The sequence below is a fragment of the Allocoleopsis sp. genome, from assembly GCF_036703385.1.
In the GTDB taxonomy this organism is placed as follows: domain Bacteria; phylum Cyanobacteriota; class Cyanobacteriia; order Cyanobacteriales; family Coleofasciculaceae; genus Allocoleopsis.
Genome location: NZ_DATNPA010000164.1, coordinates 1 through 20,256, shown reverse-complemented (window position 1 = coordinate 20,256; position 20,256 = coordinate 1). Strand labels below are relative to the sequence as shown.

The window sequence follows — 20,256 nt, the reverse complement described above, 5'->3', positions numbered from 1 at the left end:
GGATAACCGCTGTGCTTTGAACCGCAGGTTCAAGACCAGAATATCTTTACAGCAGGTCATTCGTCTTCTCTGCCTTAAGAGCGAGGCAAAGTCAAATGGCAGCGCTGTAAAAGAATCTGACAGGTTCTTTGACTGACAGTTTCTGACTTATACGTACTTGCATATTCGCTGCGTAGGGATACTGAGACGTTTACGGCTTAAGTCCCGGCGAACCAAGGAGACGCGGTTAGCCAGTACTACCCCCTAAAAACGGTTCACACAATCTGTATCTTAAGTCTTACAGGGCTACCAGACGGTACGATTTCCCCTCAAAAAAGGGATATTTCGTCTGAAAGTCAGGCTGACAAAGTTGGTGGGATCAAGCGAATTCACAGAATATCGTAAATCCTACCTTGCTGTGATGTCTAAAAAGGAGAAACCCGCCGTGTCTGTCGGTATCCTCGGCACTAAACTCGGCATGACCCAAGTCTTCGATGAGGAAGGAAGAGCGATTCCTGTCACCGTCGTTCAAGCGGGGCCATGCACCGTAACACAAGTAAAAACGAAGCAGACGGATGGTTATACCTCCGTTCAGCTTGGTTATGACGAAGTCAAACCTAAGGCACTCAACAAGCCAGAGCTGGGACACTTAGCCAAGTCAAGTGCCCCGCCGTTACGTCATCTGCGTGAGTATCGCTTGGATGACACGGCTCAATTTGAGCTAGGTCAAGCCCTAAAGGCGGATCTGTTCACACCGGGTCAAATTGTTGATGTCACCGGGACAAGCATTGGTCGTGGCTTTGCTGGTTATCAGAAGCGCCACAATTTCAAGAGAGGGCCGATGGCGCATGGTTCCAAAAACCACCGCTTACCGGGTTCGACGGGTGCCGGAACCACACCGGGCCGCACATTCCCTGGCAAGAGAATGGCGGGTCGTTTGGGAGGCACGCGGGTAACCATTCGTAAGCTTGAGGTCGTGCGAGTAGACGCAGAACGCAACTTGCTGCTAATTAAAGGTGCTGTTCCCGGTAAACCAGGGGCGCTTTTGAGCATTGCACCGACAAACAAGGTCGGTCGATAGTCATTAACTTTGGTAATGGGTAATGGGTAATAGGTAATGGGTAAAAGTTTTTGACTTGAAAGTAACCTCTTGACCGATTACCTCTGGACCAATTACCAATAACCAAAATTATTGGTATGAGACTAAGGACTAAAGAATATGGTTGATTGTGTGGTGCGCAACTGGCAAGGAGAAGAAGTCGGACAGGCGACTTTAGACTTGCGAGTTGCCAAAGAAGAGAGCGCAGCTCATGTTGTTCACCGGGCACTGGTGATGCAGATGACGAATGCTCGTCAAGGAACAGCTTCCACGAAAACCCGTGCTGAAGTTAGTGGAGGCGGACGTAAACCTTGGCGGCAAAAGGGAACAGGTAGAGCGCGTGCTGGCTCGAACCGTTCGCCCCTGTGGCGTGGTGGTGGTGTAACCTTTGGTCCTAAACCCAGAGATTACAACATCAAAATGAACCGTAAAGAGCGCCGCTTAGCCTTACGGACGGCGTTTCAGAGTCGGACTGAGGATTTGATTGTAGTCCAGGACTTCGCTGACCAACTCACGCGACCGAAGACTAAGGACTTGGTAGAAGCGATTACTCGGTGGGGAATTGCACCAGAGTCAAAGGTGCTGCTCATCGTTCCTGAGATTGAACAAACGGTTTATTTATCAGCGCGGAACATCCCAACGCTGAGGCTAATTAGCGCGACAAGATTGAATGTCTATGACGTGCTAAACGCTGACAAAATTGTGACGACGGACACAGCTCTTGCAAAAATTCAGGAGGTTTACAGTGACTGAGTATGACCCCCGCTACCTTGCCGATCTGGTACGGCGTCCCATTGTGACTGAAAAGGCGACTCTGCTATTGGAGCAGAACAAGTATGTCTTTGAGGTGATTCCCAAAGCCACTAAACCGGAAATCAAGGCGGCGATTGAAAGCCTCTTTGATGTCAAGGTGACCAGTGTAAACACCTTAAATCCGCCGCGTAAAAAGCGTCGAGTTGGCAAATTTGTGGGTTACAAGGCTTTGTACAAACGGGCGATCGTAACCCTATCAGAAGGAGACTCGATTACCTTGTTCCCCGAAGTATAGGACTGAGGCACTGAGGACAGGGAACGTTATAAGTGATGAATTCAATCTACCTTAACCCCCCATCCCAAGTTTTGCCATCCCCTGTCTCTAATACAGAGTAAATAAAGGATATTTGTTATGGGCATCCGTTCTTATCGGCCCTACACTCCCGGTACTCGTCAGGGTACGGTCTCTGATTTTGCCGAGATTACGCGGAGTGAGCCAGAAAAATCACTAGTTGAGTTCAAGCATCGCGCTAAGGGTCGCAACAATCGCGGCGTGATTACTAGTCGCCGTCGCGGAGGTGGACACAAACAGCTGTATCGCATCATTGACTTTCGCCGCGATAAGCACAATATCCCAGCTAAAGTGGCAACCATTGAGTACGATCCTAACCGCAATGCCCGGATTGCACTTCTTTACTATCAGGATGGGGAAAAGCGATATATTATTCATCCTGATAAGTTGGCTGTAGGGACAACCGTTATGTCTGGCCCGGAAGCCCCTATCGAGATTGGCAACGCCTTGCCCCTGAAAAATATTCCCTTAGGTACGAATGTCCATAATGTGGAACTAACGCCCGGAAAGGGTGGGCAAATTGTCCGTGCAGCAGGTGCAACAGCTCAAGTCGTCGCCAAAGAAGGTGACTATGTCACTTTGAAGCTTCCTTCTACTGAAGTCCGAATGGTGCGTCGGGAGTGCTACGCCACGATTGGACAAGTCGGCAATATTGAAGACAGAAACCTCAGTTTGGGCAAAGCAGGTCGCAACAGACACAGGGGACGGCGTCCGGAAGTAAGAGGAAGCGTGATGAACCCCGTGGATCACCCACATGGTGGCGGTGAAGGAAGGGCACCAATTGGTCGCTCTGGCCCTGTAACACCTTGGGGTAAGCCGGCTTTGGGTGCTAAAACCCGTAAACGTAAGAAGCAAAGTTCTTCTTTAATTGTCCGGCGTCGGCGGAAAACATCGAAACGAGGACGTGGCGGTCGGCAGTCCTAGAGAGTTGGATGTTAGAAGGTTGCCGATTAACAGGTTACAGGTTGGGAAACTAATTTCAACCTTCGACCTTCAACCTTCAACCCTCAACTTTCCAACCTTCAATCTGATAACTTTCAACATCGAAATTATGGGTCGTTCTTTAAAAAAAGGTCCTTTTGTCGCTGATAGTCTCCTCAGCAAGATTGAATCCCTGAATGCTAGAGGCGAAAAGCAAGTGATCAAAACCTGGTCACGCGCCTCGACAATTTTGCCTCAAATGGTGGGTCACACGATCGCAATTCACAACGGACGAACTCACGTCCCGATTTTTATCAGTGAACAGATGGTGGGACACAAGCTGGGTGAATTCGCACCGACTCGTACCTTTCGGGGACACTCAAAAAGTGACCGGAAAGCAGGTCGTTAGTAAAAAGGATTGAGTTCTCTCAACTTCTTAAGAGTAAAGAAAACTATGGCGATAGATACTACAGCAGAAACAAAAGCGATCGCAAAGTACATCCGCATGTCTCCCAATAAGGTGAGGCGAGTTCTCGATCAAATTCGGGGTCGCTCGTACCGAGAAGCCCTGATTATTTTGGAATTTATGCCTTATCGGGCTTGTGAACCCATCCTACAAGTCCTGCGCTCTGCCGTAGCGAATGCTGAACATAATTCAGGTCTTGACCCTGCTAGTTTGGTCATCACCAAAGCCTTTGCTGATATGGGACCGAGCTTGAAACGCTTTCGCCCAAGAGCTCAAGGCCGTGCTTATCAGATTCGCAAACCAACTTGCCATATCACAGTGGCGGTTTCTCCACAAGTTCAGGACTAATCAGCTAAGCCTTCTTGTATAGGAGATAAAGCAAGTTGTTTAAGTTGAGTTTTTAGGATGAGATAAAAAGTTTTCTAAAAACTACTAACGAGCAACTCATCATTAAAAAAGGAAGGATTCGTGGGACAGAAAATTCATCCAATTGGGTTTCGACTAGGTATCACTCAAGAGCATCGCTCTCGCTGGTTTGCCGACACAAAGCGCTACCCCGAAATCCTGCAGGAAGACCATAAGATTCGGCAATTCGTTGAAGAAAAACTGAATAACGCTGGAATTGCTAACATTCGGATCGAACGAAAAGCTGACCAAGTTGATTTAGAAATCCACACCGCTCGACCCGGTGTTGTTGTTGGTCGGGGTGGAGCTGGAATCGAGAATTTACGAGTTGGTCTTCAAGAAGCATTAGGCGGGCATCGTCAAATTCGCATCAACGTGGTTGAAGTAGCGCGGGTAGATGCGGATGCAGAACTGATCGCCGAGTACATCGCTCAACAGCTAGAACGAAGAGTTTCCTTCCGACGTGTTGTTCGTCAAGCGATTCAACGCGCCCAACGAGCTGACGTACAGGGAATCAAAATCCAGGTCAGTGGTCGGTTAAATGGAGCGGAAATTGCCCGAACTGAGTGGACTCGTGAAGGTCGGGTACCCCTACATACTCTACGCGCCAATATAGACTTTGCCTACCGCAAGGCGAAAACAATTTACGGAATTTTGGGCGTGAAGGTTTGGGTCTTTAAAGGAGAAGTGATTCCTGGTCAAGAGGTTGAGCCAGCTCCTACTACAACTCAACCTCGTCGCCGTCAACAGCGACGCCGCCAACAGTTTGAAGACCGATCCAATGAATAGTCATTAGTCATTAGTCATTAGTAACTGACAACTAACAACTAACAACTAACCCATCATGTTAAGTCCTAGAAGAACAAAATTCCGTAAACAGCAGCGCGGGCGGATGAAAGGTCTAGCTACTCGTGGCAGCACCTTGAATTTTGGTGACTTTGCGCTGCAAGCTACAGAACCGGCTTGGATTACAGCTCGTCAGATTGAAGCGGGACGTCGTGCTATGACCCGCTATATCCGCCGGGGTGGGAACATCTGGATTCGCATTTTTCCAGATAAACCCGTCACTCAGCGTGCGGCTGAGACTCGTATGGGTTCTGGTAAAGGTTCGCCCGAATTTTGGGTAGCCGTTGTTAAGCCAGGTCGGATTCTCTATGAAATCGCTGGAGTTCCAGAAGAAACAGCTCGTGAGGCGATGCGTCTAGCGGCTAACAAATTGCCAATTAAAACGAAGTTCATTACCCGCGAAGGGGAACAGGTGTAAATTATGCCTCTGCCCAAAATCGAAGATGCCAGACAAATGAGCAACGACGAGCTGGCTGATGCAATTTTAGCAGCGAAGCGTGAGCTATTTGAGCTGCGCCTACAACAAGCCACCCGACGTCTGGAAAAGCCGCATCAGTTCAAGCACGTTCGTCACCGGATTGCTCAAATGATGACGGTGGTTCATGAACGCGAACTCGCGGCAGCCAAGAGCGCAGACGAAGCCTCAAAAACCGCAGCATCAGTGCCAGCGAGTCCTCAAGCCTCCAAGGACGCAGCGGATGCCTCACAACCCGATCAAGAAGAGGAGTAGACCCCGATGGCAGTTAAAGAAAGAGTCGGTGTGGTTGTCAGCGACAAAATGGATAAAACTGTCGTGGTTGCCATTGAAAACCGGTCTCCCCACCCGAAGTACGGCAAGATTGTTGTGAAAACAAAGCGATACAAAGCTCACGACGCGGAAAATCAGTGTAAAGAAGGCGATCGCGTTCGCATTCAAGAGACACGCCCCTTGAGCCGTACTAAACGCTGGAAGGTTACGGAAATTCTTCGCAGTACCTCTCAAGCTTAAGCGTTGTTGTTAGTTTTTAGTTCTTGGAGAACTAACAACATACCCCCAATAACTATTAACTAACAACTCAAAAGGAGGTTTACCCATGATTCAACAAGAAACTTACCTGAACGTCGCTGACAACAGCGGGGCTCGTAAACTTCAGTGTATTCGCGTCTTAGGTGCCGGAAACCGACGCTACGGCGGTGTAGGCGATGTGATCATTGCCGTCGTGAAAGATGCCATCCCCAATATGGCTGTGAAAAAGTCAGATGTCGTAAGAGCTGTGATTGTTCGCACCCGCAAAGGACTGCGTCGTGACAGCGGGATGAGTATTCGCTTTGATGACAACGCGGCTGTAATCATCAATAACGACGGTAACCCAAGGGGAACCCGCGTTTTCGGTCCTGTAGCGCGAGAACTGCGCGACAAAAACTTCACGAAAATTGTTTCCCTGGCTCCGGAGGTACTCTGATGGCAAATGAACTACATAGCGCTAAAGATACGGCAATGCGCTACAAAATGCACGTCAAAAAAGGCGATACCGTACAGGTTATTGCGGGTAGAGATAAGGGAAAAGTTGGGGAAATTTTGCGGACTTTGCCTAAGCGAAGCTCAGTCATTGTTAAAGGAATTAACATCAAAACTAAGCACGTTAAGCCGCAACAGGAAGGAGAAACGGGTCAGATTGTTACCTTCGAGGCTCCCATCCACAGCTCCAACGTTATGCTTTACTCCACTAAGCAAAAGATTGCCAGTCGCATCTGCTACACCTTTAATGCCGAAGGGAGGAAAGTGCGGATGCTCAAAAAAACGGGTGAAATTATCGACTAACTTGTCCAAAAAGTTGAAACTTGGCAAGAAAGTGAATGTTGAACGTTTGGAGGGCAATCTTCAACCTGTTAACCTTCAGCCCGTCTAAATTTCCCTGACCAAGCCCAGGGTTGAAAAGGATAAAAACCATGACAAAAGAACTGAAAACTCTCTACCAAGAAACGATAGTCCCAAAGCTTAAAGAGCAGTTCGGCTATACAAACATTCATCAAGTTCCGAAGCTCGTAAAAGTTACTGTAAACCGGGGATTGGGAGAAGCATCTCAGAATGCGAAGGCACTCGAATCCTCTGTCAATGAGCTAGCCATCATCACGGGTCAAAAACCTGTGGTGACACGAGCCAAACAAGCGATCGCAGGGTTTAAAATCCGCCAGGGAATGCCCGTTGGCGTCATGGTTACCCTACGAGGCGATCGCATGTACTCGTTTCTCAATCGGTTAATTAACCTGTCACTCCCACGAATCCGAGACTTTCGCGGCGTCAGTCCTAAAAGCTTCGATGGTCGTGGTAACTATACGCTGGGCATTCGGGAGCAACTGATCTTTCCCGAAATAGAGTACGACAGCATAGACCAAATTCGTGGTATGGATATTTCGATTATCACAACAGCAAAAACCGACGAAGAGGGTCGCGCCTTACTCAAAGAGATGGGTATGCCCTTCCGGGGAACCTAAAAGTTTAGCAATAGGAAGGAACTAATGGCGGCAAACGACACAATTGCAGATATGCTGACCCGCATTCGTAATGCATGTATGGTACGGCATCAAACAACAAATGTCCCATCAACAAGAATGACCCGCAATATTGCCAAAGTACTCAAAGATGAAGGCTTTATTGCTGACTTTGAAGAAGCGGGCGAAGGGATCAAAAAACAGTTAGTAGTTTCTCTCAAATACAAAGGCAAAAACCGCCAACCGATTATTAGATCGATGAAGCGCGTCAGTAAGCCTGGATTAAGGGTATACTCCAACTGCAAAGAATTACCCAGAGTTTTGGGTGGTATTGGCATTGCGATTATCTCTACCTCCAGTGGCATCATGACTGACCGAGAAGCACGGCGTCAGGGGATTGGTGGCGAAGTACTGTGCTATGTCTGGTAAGAAAAAAGTTTTGAATTTTGAGTTATGGCTTTTAAGAAAAGTAACTCATAGCTCATCACTCATAACTTAATTAAAGGAGGATTTCGTTATGTCGCGGATTGGCAAGCGTCCTATAACCGTTCCTGGTAAAGTAACCGTGAATATTGACGGTCAGCATATTGCCGTCAAAGGTCCAAAAGGAGAGCTGAGTCGGATTTTGCCGGAGCAAGTCACCGTTGAGCAAGACGGTGAAACGCTCCGAGTATTGCGGCGAGATGAATCCAGAGCCGCCCGTCAACGTCATGGTTTGTCTCGCACTCTCGTGGCGAACATGGTTGAGGGCGTCTCCCAAGGGTTTGAAAAGCGTCTCTCTATCCAGGGCGTCGGTTATCGAGCACAGGTTCAAGGTCGTAACTTAATTTTGAATGTGGGTTACAGTAAGCCGGTTGAAATTGTTCCGCCTGAAGGTATTCAAGTGGCGGTTGAAAACAATGTCAACGTGATTGTTAGTGGAATCAATAAAGAAATTGTGGGCAACACAGCAGCACGAATTCGAGCTGTTCGTCCCCCAGAAGTCTACAAGGGTAAAGGCATTCGTTATGCCAACGAAGTAGTCAGACGTAAAGCAGGTAAAGCAGGTAAGAAGTAAACATGAAACTTACTCGTAAAGAATCAATCCGCCGCAGGCATCGGCGGGTGCGTCGGAAAGTAAACGGTACTGCCGAACGTCCTAGATTAGCCGTCTTTCGCTCTAATGAGCATATCTACGTACAGGTGATTGACGATAATCTGCAACAAACTCTGGCGGCTGCTTCCACGTTGGAACCTACGCTGAAATCCGACTTAAAATCCGGGGCAACCTGTGAGGCTTCAGCCGCCGTCGGCAAATTAATCGCTCAGAGAGCGATTGAAAAAGGCATCCAAAAAGTCGTTTTTGACCGAGGTGGCAACCTCTATCATGGTCGTGTCCAAGCTCTGGCAGAAGCCGCTCGTGAAGCAGGGTTAGACTTTTAGAAATGCTAAGAAAGTCTGAAGTGTGAAGGATGTAAGGATGAAAGGGGTGGCTGGTAAGCCTTTTCTAGGTTTACTCCCAGGTAAAATTTGAGCCAAGATCGACTTCATACTTCATACTTTATATTTCATACTTCATACTTCTGTAATTTTTCAGGATAAGACTATGGCAACTCGTCGAAAAAGTAACCGTGCAAAAGAGAAAGAGACCACCTGGCAAGAGCGAGTTATCCAAATCCGTCGCGTCAGTAAGGTTGTCAAAGGCGGTAAAAAATTGAGCTTCCGTGCGATCGTAGTTGTGGGAAATGAGCGCGGTCAAGTGGGTGTTGGGGTCGGTAAAGCCAGTGATGTAATTGGTGCTGTCCGTAAAGGAGTTGCCGACGGGAAAAAGCAATTGATTGATGTTCCTCTGACTAAGTCTAATTCCATTCCTCATCCATCTAATGGTGCTGCTGTAGGAGCCAAGGTGATGATGCGCCCTGCTGCACCCGGTACGGGTGTAATTGCAGGTGGTGCGGTGCGGACTGTCCTGGAATTAGCTGGGGTTCGCAATATTTTGGCTAAGCAGCTAGGCTCTAATAACCCTCTAAACAATGCAAGAGCTGCCATCAACGCTCTTGACTCTCTGCGCACCTTCTCGGAAGTTGCAGAAGAACGCGGTGTTCCTGTTGAGAACCTCTACGCTTAAACCCAGTTGCAGGTTGGGACATTCAAAAGGGTTACAGGTTGGAAATTGAGCAGATTGCGGGTTATCTTTTGAGCTTTCAACATTCCAACCCTGAATCTTCAACTCTTTACAACATTCTTCCAACCTTCAACTTACTAACCTTCAACCTTAATCCCTTAATTGCAAAATTATGAGAATCAACGATGCAGTGCCCCAAAAAGGCTCTAAAAAGCGCCGTCGCCGCCTAGGGCGAGGCATCGCAGCTGGTCAAGGAGCAAGCGCCGGCAAAGGAATGCGGGGTCAAAAAGCACGAGCAGGTGGAAATACACGACCCGGCTTTGAGGGTGGACAGATGCCGTTGTATCGTCGCCTGCCTAAGTTAAAACACTTTACGGTCATCAATCGTAAACATTACACTACGATTAACGTGGGCAAGCTATCATCACTTCCTGCCAATACAGAGGTGAGTTTAGCCTCGTTAATGGAGGCAGGTATTGTCACCACGAATGATGGGCCATTGAAACTTCTCGGCGATGGGGAGCTTAATGTGGCTCTCAATATCAAAGCCGCTGCCTTCACCGCTGGTGCCCGTCAAAAAATTGAGGCCGCTGGTGGAAGTTGTGAAGTGATAGGCGTAAATGCAACGGCATGACGTCCTGCTAAGGTCGATGTGCTTGCCTCACCCCCGTATCCTGTAGAGGTAGCCCTTTATGGTTGTTAGTCGAGATAAAGCTCCAACCGCTCAAGAAACGTTTATGCAAATGGCACAAGCGGCTGGCCTTAGAGGTCGGCTACTTGTGACAATTGGTTTATTGGTTATAGCTCGCTTGGGTATCTTCTTACCTTTGCCGGGAATCGACCGTGTAAGATTTTCAGCAGATATCAAAAATAACTCGGTTCTTGGATTCCTGGACATTTTCTCTGGAGGCGGTATTTCCGCTGTAGGGATTTTTGCCTTGGGAATTTTGCCCTTTATCAATGCCTCAATCATCTTACAGCTGCTGACAGCTGCGATTCCTTCTTTAGAAAATTTACAGAAAAATGAAGGAGAGGCTGGGCGTCGTAAGATTTCTCAGATTACTCGGTATGTGGCAGTGGGTTGGGCCGTGATTCAAAGTGTGGGGATTACGGCTGGGTTGCTCAGACCCTATGCCCTGGATGGAGGAAGCCCCCTATTCATTGCCGAAACAGCACTAGCGCTAACGGCGGGTTCGATGTTTGTCATGTGGCTATCGGAGCTAGTCACCGAACGTGGGATCGGGAACGGAGCCTCTCTTCTAATTTTCGTCAATATTGTGGCTGTTCTACCCAAAACCTTGGGTCAAACTATCGAATTTGCTCAGGCCGGTGGACGAGAAAATGTGGGTAAGGTCGTAATTCTCCTGCTGGTGTTCCTCGTCATGATTGTCGGGATTGTCTTTGTGCAGGAGGGAACTCGCCGGATTCCCATTATTTCAGCGCGACGTCAAGTGGGGCGTCGTCTCTACCGCGAGCGAACCAGTTATCTACCGCTGCGGCTTAACCAGGGAGGCGTAATGCCGATTATCTTTGCCTCTGCTGTGTTGATTCTGCCGGCGTCTCTGGCTCAATTCGCACAAGGGAGCGCTAAGAATGGATTTTTGGCACAAGTTAGCCAAGGATTAATCCAGGTTTCAAATTATCTCAGCCCAAATGGTCCAACTCCCTGGCTGTATGTATTGGTCTATCTAGTGTTGATCGTGTTCTTCAGCTACTTCTACGCTTCACTGATTGTTAACCCAGTGGATATGGCGCAGAACCTGAAGAAAATGGGAGCCAGTATCCCTGGCATTCGCCCCGGACGGACAACGAGCGAATATGTCGAGCGGGTGTTGAATCGGCTGACGTTCTTGGGAGCAATTTTCCTGGGATTAGTGGCTGTTGTGCCAACAGCGGTAGAAAGTGCTACTGGAGTCACAACGTTTAAAGGGTTGGGTGCTACATCGTTGCTGATTTTGGTGGGTGTGGCAATTGACACGGCTAAGCAGATTCAAACCTATGTGATCTCCCAGCGTTACGAAGGCATGGTCAAGCAGTAGCAGGAGATTGGGGTGAGTAAAAGAGCGATTAGCTTGACTGTTGGTCGCCCAAAAGCTGAACTCTTAACTGTTCTAAATCTTGGTTATTTACCGCATCAATCAAGCTAATCGCTCAATAGTCATCGTTAAAAGCTAATGACAAGATTAATTTTTTTAGGGCCTCCAGGTGCAGGGAAAGGAACTCAAGCCAAACTTTTGGCTGATTTATTGGAAATTCCCCATATTTCCACAGGTGACATCTTACGTAGTGCGATCGCACAAGCCACTCCTCTGGGTAAAAAAGCCAAGTCCTACATGGAAAAGGGCGAGTTAGTTCCCGATGAGTTACTTTTGGATTTGGTATGCGATCGCCTCAAGCAACCGGATGCACACAAAGGTTGGATTTTAGACGGCTTTCCTCGTAATGTCAGCCAAGCGGCTTTTCTAGAAAAACTGTTACAGGAACTCAACCAGGTATTTGATTACGCGGTGAACCTGGATGTACCGGATGAGGTATTAATGTCCCGGCTGTTGGGACGGGGACGCCATGATGATAACGAACAGACGGTTCGCAGACGACTGGAAGTTTATCGCAACGAGACGGAACCGTTGATTGGGTTTTACAGCGAGCGCTCCTCTTTAAAAGTCATCGATGGCGATCGCTCTGTGGAAGAAGTTACACAATCCCTTCAGCAAGTCGTGGCCTCCTAAAATCCGTGTTTATTGGTTGCTGGCCTTCAGTCCCAGGGCTTTTAAAAGTCCAGCCGTCACTCGATTGAAACTCAGCTATTTCAATCCCATCTTTGATAAAATATGTTAAGACTCCCTGGACAAATATCCAAAATTATTGAATCTAAGGGGGTGGTTAATCCAATTGAGGTATAAACGTATTGGCTAAGCAAGACTTAATTGAAATGGAAGGCATGGTAACGGAATCTCTTCCAAATGCCATGTTTCGGGTTGATTTGGACAATGGTGTTAATGTCCTTGCCCACGTCTCCGGAAAACTTCGCCAAAATAACATCAGAATATTGCCAGGAGATCGCGTCAAAGTCGGTGTAAGTCCCTACGATTTAACCAAAGGCCGAATTACCTACCGCGATCGCCCAAACAATGGTTCTGGGGCGAAAGGCTCAATTCCTCGTGGAAAAGGGCGAGTCGGTTCACGCTGAAAACCGTCTCGATTTTGGGCGATCGCCCAAGGCAACTGGATGTACATACATAGAGAAACCTTCGCCATCGTTTTCAGCTTAACGCGATGAAACGAATTAACGAGTGGTTTTGAAAAGGACTGTTCGTCTTTACAAGAATCAATAGCGATCGCCCCTGAGAAACAGTCTCAGGGTCACTCAATCAGCTCATAGGTTTCCGGAAAGTTCACGATTAACGTCTCCAAAGAGACAGAAGGGGTCTACAAAACTCAGCTGCTGAGCAGACATTTTTGCTAAAATATGTTAAGAATCCCTAGACAAACATCCACAACTCTGGAAGGTGTAGGAGGGGTTGATCGTATTGAGGGTTGAGTCCATTGGCTAAACAAGACTTAATTGAAATGGAAGGCACGGTGACCGAATCGCTGCCAAACGCCATGTTCAGGGTTGATCTGGACAATGGCTTTAACGTCCTTGCCCACATATCGGGAAAAATCCGACGAAATTACATCAAAATCTTGCCTGGAGATCGCGTTAAAGTTGAACTCACGCCCTACGATCTAACGAAAGGCAGAATAACTTACCGCCTGCGTAAGAAATAGTAGTATTCAGCTAAAGTTTATCTTTAGATTTCAAATTTCACGAAAACAGATTAACAGCCATATCTTGAAAGTGATATAATGTTAAGCTTGCAGTGTGGCCCAAAGAAGGCATGAAAGTAAGAGCATCAGTCCGAAAAATGTGTGAGAAGTGCCGCGTCATTCGACGTCGCGGTCGAGTCATGGTGATTTGTCAAAATCCCAAGCATAAACAGCGTCAAGGATAGCCCATAGGCTCTTAAGACTCATTTGTAGCACAAAACAAAGAATAGGGAGAAGAAAGCGTGGCACGGATTGCCGGTATAGACCTTCCTCGCGACAAACGTGTAGAAATTGGTCTGACCTACATTTATGGAATCGGTCTATCGCGGTCTCAAGAGATTTTGGCAGCAACGGGAGTAAATCCTGATACGCGAGTCAAGGATTTAAGCGATGCCGACGTAGCTGCTCTCAGAGCCGCTGTAGAAAGCAATTATCAGGTGGAAGGAGACCTGAGGCGCTGGGAGTCCATGAACATCAAGCGCCTGGTTGACATTGGTACCTACAGAGGTCGTCGCCATCGTATGGGGCTGCCGGTGCGAGGTCAACGAACTCGCACAAATGCGCGAACCCGTCGGGGTCGTCGGGTTGCTGTTTCCGGGAAGAAGAAGCCACCCGCTAAGAAGTAATCCATTTATTCAACTACACCCATACAGTTAAATCGATAGAGCGACATGGCGCGACCAACAAAGAAAACAGGTGCAAAGAAGCAAAAACGTAATGTACCTAACGGAGTAGCCTACATCCAGTCCACATTTAATAACACAATCGTCACAATTGCTGACACAAGAGGTGACGTGGTTTCTTGGGCTTCAGCGGGTTCAAGCGGGTTTAAAGGAGCAAAAAAAGGAACTCCTTTCGCCGCTCAAACGGCTGCTGACTCAGCGGCTAGGAGAGCTATCGACCAGGGAATGCGTCAGATTGAAGTGATGGTGAGCGGTCCAGGTGCTGGGCGCGAAACAGCCATTCGAGCCATTCAAGGGGCAGGATTGGAAATTACCTTGATTCGGGATGTGACACCCATTCCCCATAACGGCTGCCGTCCGCCCAAGCGGCGTCGAGTTTAACCAATAATTGGTTTGTAGGAGAGATTGAGGAGTGTCAGTCGGGAAAAGTGCATCAGGCCGTTATACTAACCTGCTGGTGCTTCGCTAATTGGTATATCGCACCCGATCGCTTGTCGGGAGCAACAAATGAGAAAGCACGATAAAAGTGCTTTCTTTTGGGTCTTATGAATAAGGGAGGTTACTCCGTGGCGCAGTTTCAGATCGAGTGTGTAGAGTCTAAAACACTGAAGAATCAGAGTCAATATAGTAAATTTGTCTTGGAGCCTCTCGAACGCGGTCAAGGTACAACAGTTGGTAACGCATTAAGACGGGTTCTCCTATCAAACCTGGAAGGGGCAGCCGTGACGGCTGTCCGCATTGCTGGGGTCAACCATGAGTTTGCCACCATTGAAGGAGTCAGAGAGGACGTTCTGGAAATCCTTCTAAACATGAAGGAGATTGTCCTCAAAAGCTATACCTCTGCGCCTCAGATTGGTCGAGTCATGATTACGGGGCCCGCGACCGTGAGAGCGGCTCAGTTCGATTTACCCTCGGAAGTGGAAATTGTAGATCCAGGTCAGTACATTGCCACTTTAGCCGAGGGGGCAAGGCTGGAGATGGAGTTCCGAATTGAAAAAGGAAAAGGCTATCGTTCCGTAGACCGGGGTCGCGAAGATGGGTCAGCGGTGGACTTCCTCCAGATTGACGCTGTATTTATGCCGGTGAGTAAGGTAAATTACAGCGTTGAGGATGCTCGCATTGACGGCTCTCTAGAAAGAGACCGCTTGCTTCTGGAAATCTGGACAAATGGTAGCTTGACACCCCAAGAAGCGTTGAGTCAAGCCGCAAATCTTTTGGTGGAGCTGTTTAATCCATTGAAAGATATCAATCTGGAGTCCATTAAAGATGAATATCCAGATGATGAAGATCCAACCAGCCAAATCCCCATAGAAGAATTGCAACTGTCTGTGCGGGCGTATAACTGTTTGAAGCGTGCTCAGATCAATTCAGTCGCTGACTTGCTGGATTATAGTCAGGAAGACCTCCTGGAAATCAAAAACTTTGGTCAAAAGTCGGCTGAAGAAGTAATTGAAGCCTTGCAACGGCGTTTGGGGATAACGCTGCCTCAAGAGAAATCCGCCAAACCAAGCTAGGCTTTGACAGGAGCAATTCAGTGTAGTGGAAGTGTATAGGAACAGAAAAAGATGCGTCACCGATGTCGTGTACCCCAACTGGGAAAACCCGCTGACCAGCGAAAGGCTCTGCTGAGATCCCTGGCAACAGAATTGATTCGTCACGGACGAATCACCACCACTAAAGTGCGGGCGAAAGCTGTGCGTGCGGAAGTGGAAAAAATGATTACCCTGGCTAAAAACGGCTCCTTGGCGTCCCGGCGTCAGGCGCTGGGCTATATTTACGACAAGCAGTTGGTTCATTCCCTTTTTGAGGGAGTTAAAGAGCGCTATAGCGATCGCAACGGCGGATATACCCGCATCTTGAGAACCGTGCCACGTCGTGGCGATAATGCAGAAATGGCTATTATCGAGCTGGTCTGATAATAAGGTTGAAGGTTAGAAGGTTGAAGGTTGAAGGTTGAAGGCTCCAACGAACAGTTGTTAGCGCAGCGCCGAAGTTTATCCGAGGACGCTGGCGAGGTTAAAGGTTTGAACATTGAACGTTCAAGCCAAGGTGAGGCAATTGGCAAGCCGTTAACCTACAACCTTCACCCCAACTCTGGGAGAATTGCCCTGGTGATTCAATACCTGGGTACCAATTTTTCGGGCTGGCAGAGGCAACCTCACCATCGCAGCGTACAGCAGGAAATTGAACAAGCGATCGCTACAGTGCTACAGCACCCCGTGACTTTACATGGGGCGGGTCGTACAGATACAGGGGTTCACGCCGCTGCTCAGGTCGCCCACTTTAATGCTACAGGATCGATCCCAGCCCACCGCTGGGCGAATGTTCTCAATAGCAGGCTACCTGACGATATCCTAATTCGGGCGTCAGCGTCGGTTGCTCCCGACTGGCACGCTCGTTTCAGCGCTAGCTGGCGTCGTTACCGATACACCCTCTATATCGACAAGCGACCCAACTTGTTTGTGCGACCCTTTAGTTGGCATTATTATTATGCACCCCTTGATGAGGTTCTCATTCAGGAGGCATTAAACCCCCTGATTGGTAAGCACCACCTAGCAGCATTCCACCGCGCCAACTCAGGGCGATCGCATTCTTGGGTTGATGTCCAAGCGGCAGAATGTTACCGCAATGGCTCATTTATTCATATAGAAATTCAGGCTAATGGATTTTTATATGGCATGGTGCGGCTCTTGGTGGGAATGTTAGTACAAGTAGGAAGGGGAGAGCTAGACCCAAAAGATTTCACAGAACTTTGGGTTAACCAGTGCCGCGAAAAAGTAAGATACGCAGCCCCCGCCAAGGGGCTGTGCTTATTACGTGTCGGCTACCCAAACTCGCCCTTTCCTCCAGAAGTTTGGTTTGACACACAGCCCAAGTTTCTCTTACCCACCTTGAGTGAAGCTGAATACTGCCTCAAGTGATGGGTTGAAGGTTGTAGGTTAAAAGGTTATACGTTGCTTCGGCTTCGCTTAAATCTCCCCCTACTCCTTCGGAGAACCCTGCGCCCACGCAGAACGAGTAGAGCTCCTAACGCGAAAAAGTTTCAACCTCTCAACTTTCAACCTTCAACCTAACTTTAAACTTTCAACTTAGATACAGACCGATGGAAAAAACATACCTCCCCCCTCAGGACTCCCTCGAAAAAAATTGGTACCTCATAGACGCGACCAACCAACGTCTAGGACGGCTAGCTAGTGAGATTGCCATGATTCTTACGGGTAAAAACAAACCGACCTACACTCCCCACATGGATACCGGTGATTTTGTCATCGTGGTCAATGCGGAAAAAATTATGGTCACTGGCAAAAAACGAACTCAGAAGCTTTATCGCCGTCATTCAGGTCGTCCCGGCGGGATGAAGACAGAGACCTTTGCTAAGTTGCAAGCCCGTATACCGGAACGGATTATTGAACATGCCGTTAAGGGAATGCTGCCCAAGAACTCGCTCGGTAAGGGTCTGTTCACAAAACTGAAAGTTTACGCAGGGGACAGCCATCCCCACCAAGCCCAACAACCACAAACCCTCACTATTCAGACCATCCCAGGAGGAGATAAATAATGCAAGCTACAGAAACAACCGATCGCGTCATGTACTGGGGCACGGGTCGCCGTAAGTCTTCCGTAGCCCGTGTGCGTCTAGTTCCTGGTAGTGGTCAGCTTGTGGTCAATAATCACCCAGGAGACCTTTACTTCCAATACAATGCCGCTTATATCGCAGTGGCAAAAGCCCCTCTAGAAACTCTGGGTCTGGAAAATGAGTATGACATCTTAGTGAATGCTCACGGGGGTGGCTTAACCGGTCAAGCTGACTCAATTCGTCTGGGAGTGGCTAGAGCCTTGTGTGAACTAGACCCAGACAACCGTTCACCTCTAAAAATAGAAGGCTACTTGACTCGTGACCCACGAGCCAAAGAACGCAAAAAATACGGCTTACACAAAGCTCGTAAAGCACCTCAGTACTCCAAGCGATAAACGCTTTGTACTCCTCAAGTGTCAGCTAATTGCTAACCCAGAACGGGATTGGGAATTCTACGGTTCCCTAGTTCCCAGTCCTCCGTACCGGAGTCCCTTGCTCAGCAGCAAAAAGCTAAAATTTAAAAAGGGTTGACAAAAGTTTAAAGTCAAGGAAAAGTCATGCCAAAATCTGATATTCATCCCAAGTGGTATCCAGAAGCTAAGGTCTATTGCAACGGGGAAGTTGTGATGACCGTTGGCTCAACCAAGCCAGAACTCCATGTTGATGTGTGGTCGGGCAACCACCCTTTCTACACAGGTACGCAGAAAATGATTGACACCGAAGGTCGAGTCGAGCGCTTTATGCGGAAATACGGAATGCTCGATGATGCGGCTCCAGCGAACAAACCAGGCTCAAAAGAAAAATAGCGAACTTGGCTTGCTATCATCACCCAGTCCCTCTTAAGAGCTGGGTCGATTCTTTTTATTTGTAAGCCAATCAGCTATTTCGATGGAGCGATCGCACAAGTCATGGCGGAAACCTACCTACTGGAGAAACTACAATCGGTTGAGCAAACTTTTAATGAGTTAACACGGCGTCTAGCCGATCCCGATATTGCGACCGACCCGAACGAGATGCAACGGGTCACAAAGGCGCGTTCCTCCCTGGAGGAAGTTGTCAATACCTACGATACCTGGAAGATAACTCAGCAAGAGCTAGCGGGAGCACGCAGCGTCCTCAAGGAATCCAGTAGCGACCCAGAGTTGCATGAGATGGCAGCCTTGGAAGTGGAGGAACTTGAGAATAAGTCAAACGAGCTGGAAGCCCGCCTGAAAATTTTACTATTGCCCCGTGACCCTAATGATGACAAAAACATCATGTTGGAAATTCGGGCTGGAACGGGTGGCGATGAAGCAAGTATCTGGGCCGGTGACTTGGTGCGGATGTACTCCCGTTACGCCGAATCTCAAAAGTGGCGGGTCAAGTTGCTTTCTGAGTCGCTGGCAGATATGGGCGGCTTTAAAGAGGCGATTCTGGAAATTCAGGGCGACCAGGTTTACAGTAAGCTGAAGTTTGAAGCGGGCGTTCATCGGGTACAACGGGTGCCGGTCACAGAAGCCGGGGGACGAGTTCACACATCTACAGCAACGGTGGCAGTGATGCCGGAAGTGGATGATGTGGAAGTCCACATTGACCCAAAAGATATAGAAATGAAAACCGCTCGTTCCGGCGGTGCTGGTGGACAAAACGTTAACAAAGTGGAAACAGCCGTTGACCTGATCCACAAGCCTACAGGGATTCGAGTGTTCTGTACGGAAGAGCGCTCTCAGCTGCAAAACCGAGAGCGAGCGATGCAGATTCTCCGCGCTAAGCTTTACGAGATCAAGCTACAGGAGCAACAACAAGCTGTAAGATCGATGCGGCTGTTACAAGTAGGTACCGGTTCTCGATCCGAGAAAATCCGAACTTATAATTACAAAGACAATCGCGTTACCGATCACCGTCTGGGTCAAAACTATTCACTTAACCCAGTTCTTGAAGGCGATTTGGAAACAATGATTCAATCTTGCATTAGCCAAGATCAGCAGGAACGCTTAGAGGAGTTGGCGGCTTCTACTTCTAGTGCTGAATCGCTTAAATAAAATTTCAGACTGTAATCTAAACAAAAGCCCCGGTAGAAATAGCGGGGTTTGTTTTTGATTAATCAAGCTTGATTCGCTTTTCCAAATACTGACCGATCATCTTCTGTTCACCAGCACGGGAGATGATACTTTGCCGCGTGCGATAGTGGTCGCCAACCAGTTTAACTTCTTCCTCAAATACAGAGCCTTTGTATTCGGTTCGTAAGCATAAGGTTTGGGGATGGGAGAAGTAGTACTGGGCAGTAATAGGCTTAGAGGTGGCAAAACCGCGATCGCGATAAAGTATATCGCCTAATGCCCCAAACACCGTCGAGTCTTCAGATTGCTTACGCCCCGTGACGGAATCACGACTTTTCCAGCTCACATGAGTACCGCAGGTAAGAGCCATACCATCCGGTAACTCGTGCAATTGCTGCAACTCCAGCAGTTCATCACAGCCTTGCTCCAGAAATCGTACAGTAATCAGGCTGACCATCTCTTTGGTCTCTCCATCTGGCAGCGTGTAGTAGCGACGCTCCGAGTGCCAGCGACCGCCTGATTTGCGGAAAAAAGCTGCAATTAAGGATTCTTCAGTAGTCTGGGTAAGTTTTAGGCGTGATGTCACCGCTGTTATTCCTTAGGCGAAGGTTATTTCAGGTATAGCTGCACAAAACAGGCATTATGCAAGTATTTGTAACTCTTCTTAATATAATCCAATTTTAACCAGCCTCACCGGCTACTGAACTCAGCCATTTGGATGAATTTCAGAATTAGCTGAGCAGCAAGTCC

33 protein-coding genes are annotated in these 20,256 nt (G+C 48.2%); 32 read left to right on the top strand and 1 reads right to left on the bottom strand.

Features of this window, described 5'->3' with window-relative positions; genetic code table 11:
• The first annotated feature begins 424 nt into the window (after positions 1 to 424).
• From rplC to prfA, 32 genes are all read left to right on the top strand, one after another.
• A complete protein-coding gene (gene rplC / locus V6C93_RS08390; RefSeq protein ID WP_333476209.1) occupies positions 425 to 1,060 on the top strand; it encodes a 50S ribosomal protein L3 in 636 nt (211 codons plus the stop codon).
• A 138-nt stretch (positions 1,061 to 1,198) separates the two neighbouring features.
• Entirely contained in the window at positions 1,199 to 1,831 is a 633-nt protein-coding gene (gene rplD / locus V6C93_RS08385) for a 50S ribosomal protein L4 (RefSeq protein ID WP_333476196.1), read from the top strand.
• Positions 1,824 to 2,126, top strand: a complete 303-nt coding sequence (locus V6C93_RS08380) for a 50S ribosomal protein L23 (RefSeq protein WP_333476195.1) — start codon at positions 1,824 to 1,826, stop codon at positions 2,124 to 2,126. The genes rplD and V6C93_RS08380 overlap by 8 nt, the downstream gene beginning before the upstream one ends.
• 117 nt (positions 2,127 to 2,243) lie before the next feature.
• Positions 2,244 to 3,107, top strand: a complete 864-nt coding sequence (rplB, locus tag V6C93_RS08375) for a 50S ribosomal protein L2 (protein WP_333476194.1) — start codon at positions 2,244 to 2,246, stop codon at positions 3,105 to 3,107.
• A 127-nt stretch (positions 3,108 to 3,234) separates the two neighbouring features.
• On the top strand, positions 3,235 to 3,513 hold the full coding sequence (rpsS, locus tag V6C93_RS08370) for a 30S ribosomal protein S19 (RefSeq protein WP_333476208.1): 279 nt from the start codon (positions 3,235 to 3,237) through the stop codon (positions 3,511 to 3,513).
• Between the two features lie 45 nt (positions 3,514 to 3,558).
• Positions 3,559 to 3,918 carry a 50S ribosomal protein L22 gene (rplV, locus tag V6C93_RS08365; protein WP_333476193.1) on the top strand — a complete coding sequence of 120 codons (360 nt, stop codon included), beginning with the start codon at positions 3,559 to 3,561 and terminating at the stop codon, positions 3,916 to 3,918.
• A 120-nt stretch (positions 3,919 to 4,038) separates the two neighbouring features.
• The gene (gene rpsC, locus V6C93_RS08360; RefSeq protein WP_333476192.1) at positions 4,039 to 4,764 is read left to right on the top strand and encodes a 30S ribosomal protein S3; all 726 of its coding nucleotides are present in this window, start codon (positions 4,039 to 4,041) and stop codon (positions 4,762 to 4,764) included.
• A gap of 55 nt (positions 4,765 to 4,819) precedes the next feature.
• Complete coding sequence (gene rplP / locus V6C93_RS08355) at positions 4,820 to 5,239, top strand: 50S ribosomal protein L16 (protein ID WP_015186039.1); 420 nt, start codon at positions 4,820 to 4,822, stop codon at positions 5,237 to 5,239.
• A gap of 3 nt (positions 5,240 to 5,242) precedes the next feature.
• Entirely contained in the window at positions 5,243 to 5,551 is a 309-nt protein-coding gene (gene rpmC / locus V6C93_RS08350) for a 50S ribosomal protein L29 (protein ID WP_333476191.1), read from the top strand.
• A 6-nt stretch (positions 5,552 to 5,557) separates the two neighbouring features.
• Positions 5,558 to 5,809 (top strand): 30S ribosomal protein S17, encoded by a 252-nt coding sequence (gene rpsQ, locus V6C93_RS08345; RefSeq protein ID WP_333476190.1) that lies wholly within the window; start codon positions 5,558 to 5,560, stop codon positions 5,807 to 5,809.
• An 85-nt stretch (positions 5,810 to 5,894) separates the two neighbouring features.
• A complete protein-coding gene (gene rplN / locus V6C93_RS08340; protein WP_015186042.1) occupies positions 5,895 to 6,263 on the top strand; it encodes a 50S ribosomal protein L14 in 369 nt (122 codons plus the stop codon).
• Positions 6,263 to 6,622 (top strand): 50S ribosomal protein L24, encoded by a 360-nt coding sequence (gene rplX / locus V6C93_RS08335; protein ID WP_349262652.1) that lies wholly within the window; start codon positions 6,263 to 6,265, stop codon positions 6,620 to 6,622. Before rplN ends, rplX begins: the two co-directional genes overlap by 1 nt.
• Positions 6,623 to 6,750: 128 nt before the next feature.
• Positions 6,751 to 7,296 carry a 50S ribosomal protein L5 gene (gene rplE / locus V6C93_RS08330; protein WP_333476189.1) on the top strand — a complete coding sequence of 182 codons (546 nt, stop codon included), beginning with the start codon at positions 6,751 to 6,753 and terminating at the stop codon, positions 7,294 to 7,296.
• A 24-nt stretch (positions 7,297 to 7,320) separates the two neighbouring features.
• Positions 7,321 to 7,722 carry a 30S ribosomal protein S8 gene (rpsH, locus tag V6C93_RS08325; RefSeq protein ID WP_333476188.1) on the top strand — a complete coding sequence of 134 codons (402 nt, stop codon included), beginning with the start codon at positions 7,321 to 7,323 and terminating at the stop codon, positions 7,720 to 7,722.
• Between the two features lie 88 nt (positions 7,723 to 7,810).
• Positions 7,811 to 8,350 (top strand): 50S ribosomal protein L6, encoded by a 540-nt coding sequence (gene rplF, locus V6C93_RS08320; protein WP_333476187.1) that lies wholly within the window; start codon positions 7,811 to 7,813, stop codon positions 8,348 to 8,350.
• Between the two features lie 2 nt (positions 8,351 to 8,352).
• Positions 8,353 to 8,715, top strand: a complete 363-nt coding sequence (rplR, locus tag V6C93_RS08315; RefSeq protein WP_333476186.1) for a 50S ribosomal protein L18 — start codon at positions 8,353 to 8,355, stop codon at positions 8,713 to 8,715.
• 163 nt (positions 8,716 to 8,878) lie between these two features.
• Positions 8,879 to 9,400 carry a 30S ribosomal protein S5 gene (gene rpsE, locus V6C93_RS08310; protein WP_333476185.1) on the top strand — a complete coding sequence of 174 codons (522 nt, stop codon included), beginning with the start codon at positions 8,879 to 8,881 and terminating at the stop codon, positions 9,398 to 9,400.
• A gap of 169 nt (positions 9,401 to 9,569) precedes the next feature.
• Complete coding sequence (gene rplO, locus V6C93_RS08305) at positions 9,570 to 10,031, top strand: 50S ribosomal protein L15 (RefSeq protein ID WP_333476184.1); 462 nt, start codon at positions 9,570 to 9,572, stop codon at positions 10,029 to 10,031.
• A 58-nt stretch (positions 10,032 to 10,089) separates the two neighbouring features.
• Positions 10,090 to 11,436: a preprotein translocase subunit SecY gene (gene secY / locus V6C93_RS08300; RefSeq protein ID WP_333476183.1), complete on the top strand. Its 1,347-nt coding sequence runs from the start codon at positions 10,090 to 10,092 to the stop codon at positions 11,434 to 11,436.
• 135 nt (positions 11,437 to 11,571) lie between these two features.
• Positions 11,572 to 12,126 (top strand): adenylate kinase, encoded by a 555-nt coding sequence (locus V6C93_RS08295; protein ID WP_333476182.1) that lies wholly within the window; start codon positions 11,572 to 11,574, stop codon positions 12,124 to 12,126.
• A 179-nt stretch (positions 12,127 to 12,305) separates the two neighbouring features.
• Positions 12,306 to 12,587 (top strand): translation initiation factor IF-1, encoded by a 282-nt coding sequence (infA, locus tag V6C93_RS08290; protein ID WP_333476181.1) that lies wholly within the window; start codon positions 12,306 to 12,308, stop codon positions 12,585 to 12,587.
• A gap of 356 nt (positions 12,588 to 12,943) precedes the next feature.
• The gene (gene infA / locus V6C93_RS08285) at positions 12,944 to 13,168 is read left to right on the top strand and encodes a translation initiation factor IF-1 (RefSeq protein WP_008191178.1); all 225 of its coding nucleotides are present in this window, start codon (positions 12,944 to 12,946) and stop codon (positions 13,166 to 13,168) included.
• Between the two features lie 110 nt (positions 13,169 to 13,278).
• Positions 13,279 to 13,392, top strand: a complete 114-nt coding sequence (gene rpmJ / locus V6C93_RS08280; protein WP_015186054.1) for a 50S ribosomal protein L36 — start codon at positions 13,279 to 13,281, stop codon at positions 13,390 to 13,392.
• A 57-nt stretch (positions 13,393 to 13,449) separates the two neighbouring features.
• Positions 13,450 to 13,833 (top strand): 30S ribosomal protein S13, encoded by a 384-nt coding sequence (gene rpsM / locus V6C93_RS08275; RefSeq protein ID WP_333476180.1) that lies wholly within the window; start codon positions 13,450 to 13,452, stop codon positions 13,831 to 13,833.
• A 45-nt stretch (positions 13,834 to 13,878) separates the two neighbouring features.
• Entirely contained in the window at positions 13,879 to 14,271 is a 393-nt protein-coding gene (gene rpsK, locus V6C93_RS08270; protein WP_333476179.1) for a 30S ribosomal protein S11, read from the top strand.
• Between the two features lie 185 nt (positions 14,272 to 14,456).
• Positions 14,457 to 15,404 (top strand): DNA-directed RNA polymerase subunit alpha, encoded by a 948-nt coding sequence (locus V6C93_RS08265; protein WP_333476178.1) that lies wholly within the window; start codon positions 14,457 to 14,459, stop codon positions 15,402 to 15,404.
• 51 nt (positions 15,405 to 15,455) lie between these two features.
• Positions 15,456 to 15,806 (top strand): 50S ribosomal protein L17, encoded by a 351-nt coding sequence (gene rplQ, locus V6C93_RS08260; protein WP_333476177.1) that lies wholly within the window; start codon positions 15,456 to 15,458, stop codon positions 15,804 to 15,806.
• 141 nt (positions 15,807 to 15,947) lie between these two features.
• Positions 15,948 to 16,811 (top strand): tRNA pseudouridine(38-40) synthase TruA, encoded by an 864-nt coding sequence (gene truA, locus V6C93_RS08255; RefSeq protein ID WP_349262653.1) that lies wholly within the window; start codon positions 15,948 to 15,950, stop codon positions 16,809 to 16,811.
• Positions 16,812 to 16,993: 182 nt separating this feature from the next.
• A complete protein-coding gene (rplM, locus tag V6C93_RS08250; protein WP_333476175.1) occupies positions 16,994 to 17,449 on the top strand; it encodes a 50S ribosomal protein L13 in 456 nt (151 codons plus the stop codon).
• A complete protein-coding gene (rpsI, locus tag V6C93_RS08245) occupies positions 17,449 to 17,862 on the top strand; it encodes a 30S ribosomal protein S9 (protein ID WP_349262651.1) in 414 nt (137 codons plus the stop codon). Before rplM ends, rpsI begins: the two co-directional genes overlap by 1 nt.
• 162 nt (positions 17,863 to 18,024) lie before the next feature.
• Positions 18,025 to 18,273, top strand: coding sequence for a 50S ribosomal protein L31 (gene rpmE / locus V6C93_RS08240; RefSeq protein WP_333476174.1), 249 nt, complete (start codon positions 18,025 to 18,027; stop codon positions 18,271 to 18,273).
• 102 nt (positions 18,274 to 18,375) lie between these two features.
• Positions 18,376 to 19,488, top strand: a complete 1,113-nt coding sequence (prfA, locus tag V6C93_RS08235) for a peptide chain release factor 1 (RefSeq protein ID WP_333476173.1) — start codon at positions 18,376 to 18,378, stop codon at positions 19,486 to 19,488.
• Between the two features lie 58 nt (positions 19,489 to 19,546).
• On the opposite strand, the gene V6C93_RS08230 is transcribed toward prfA, so the two are convergent.
• A complete protein-coding gene (locus V6C93_RS08230) occupies positions 19,547 to 20,092 on the bottom strand; it encodes a phycobiliprotein lyase (RefSeq protein WP_333476172.1) in 546 nt (181 codons plus the stop codon).
• Positions 20,093 to 20,256 lie beyond the last annotated feature (164 nt).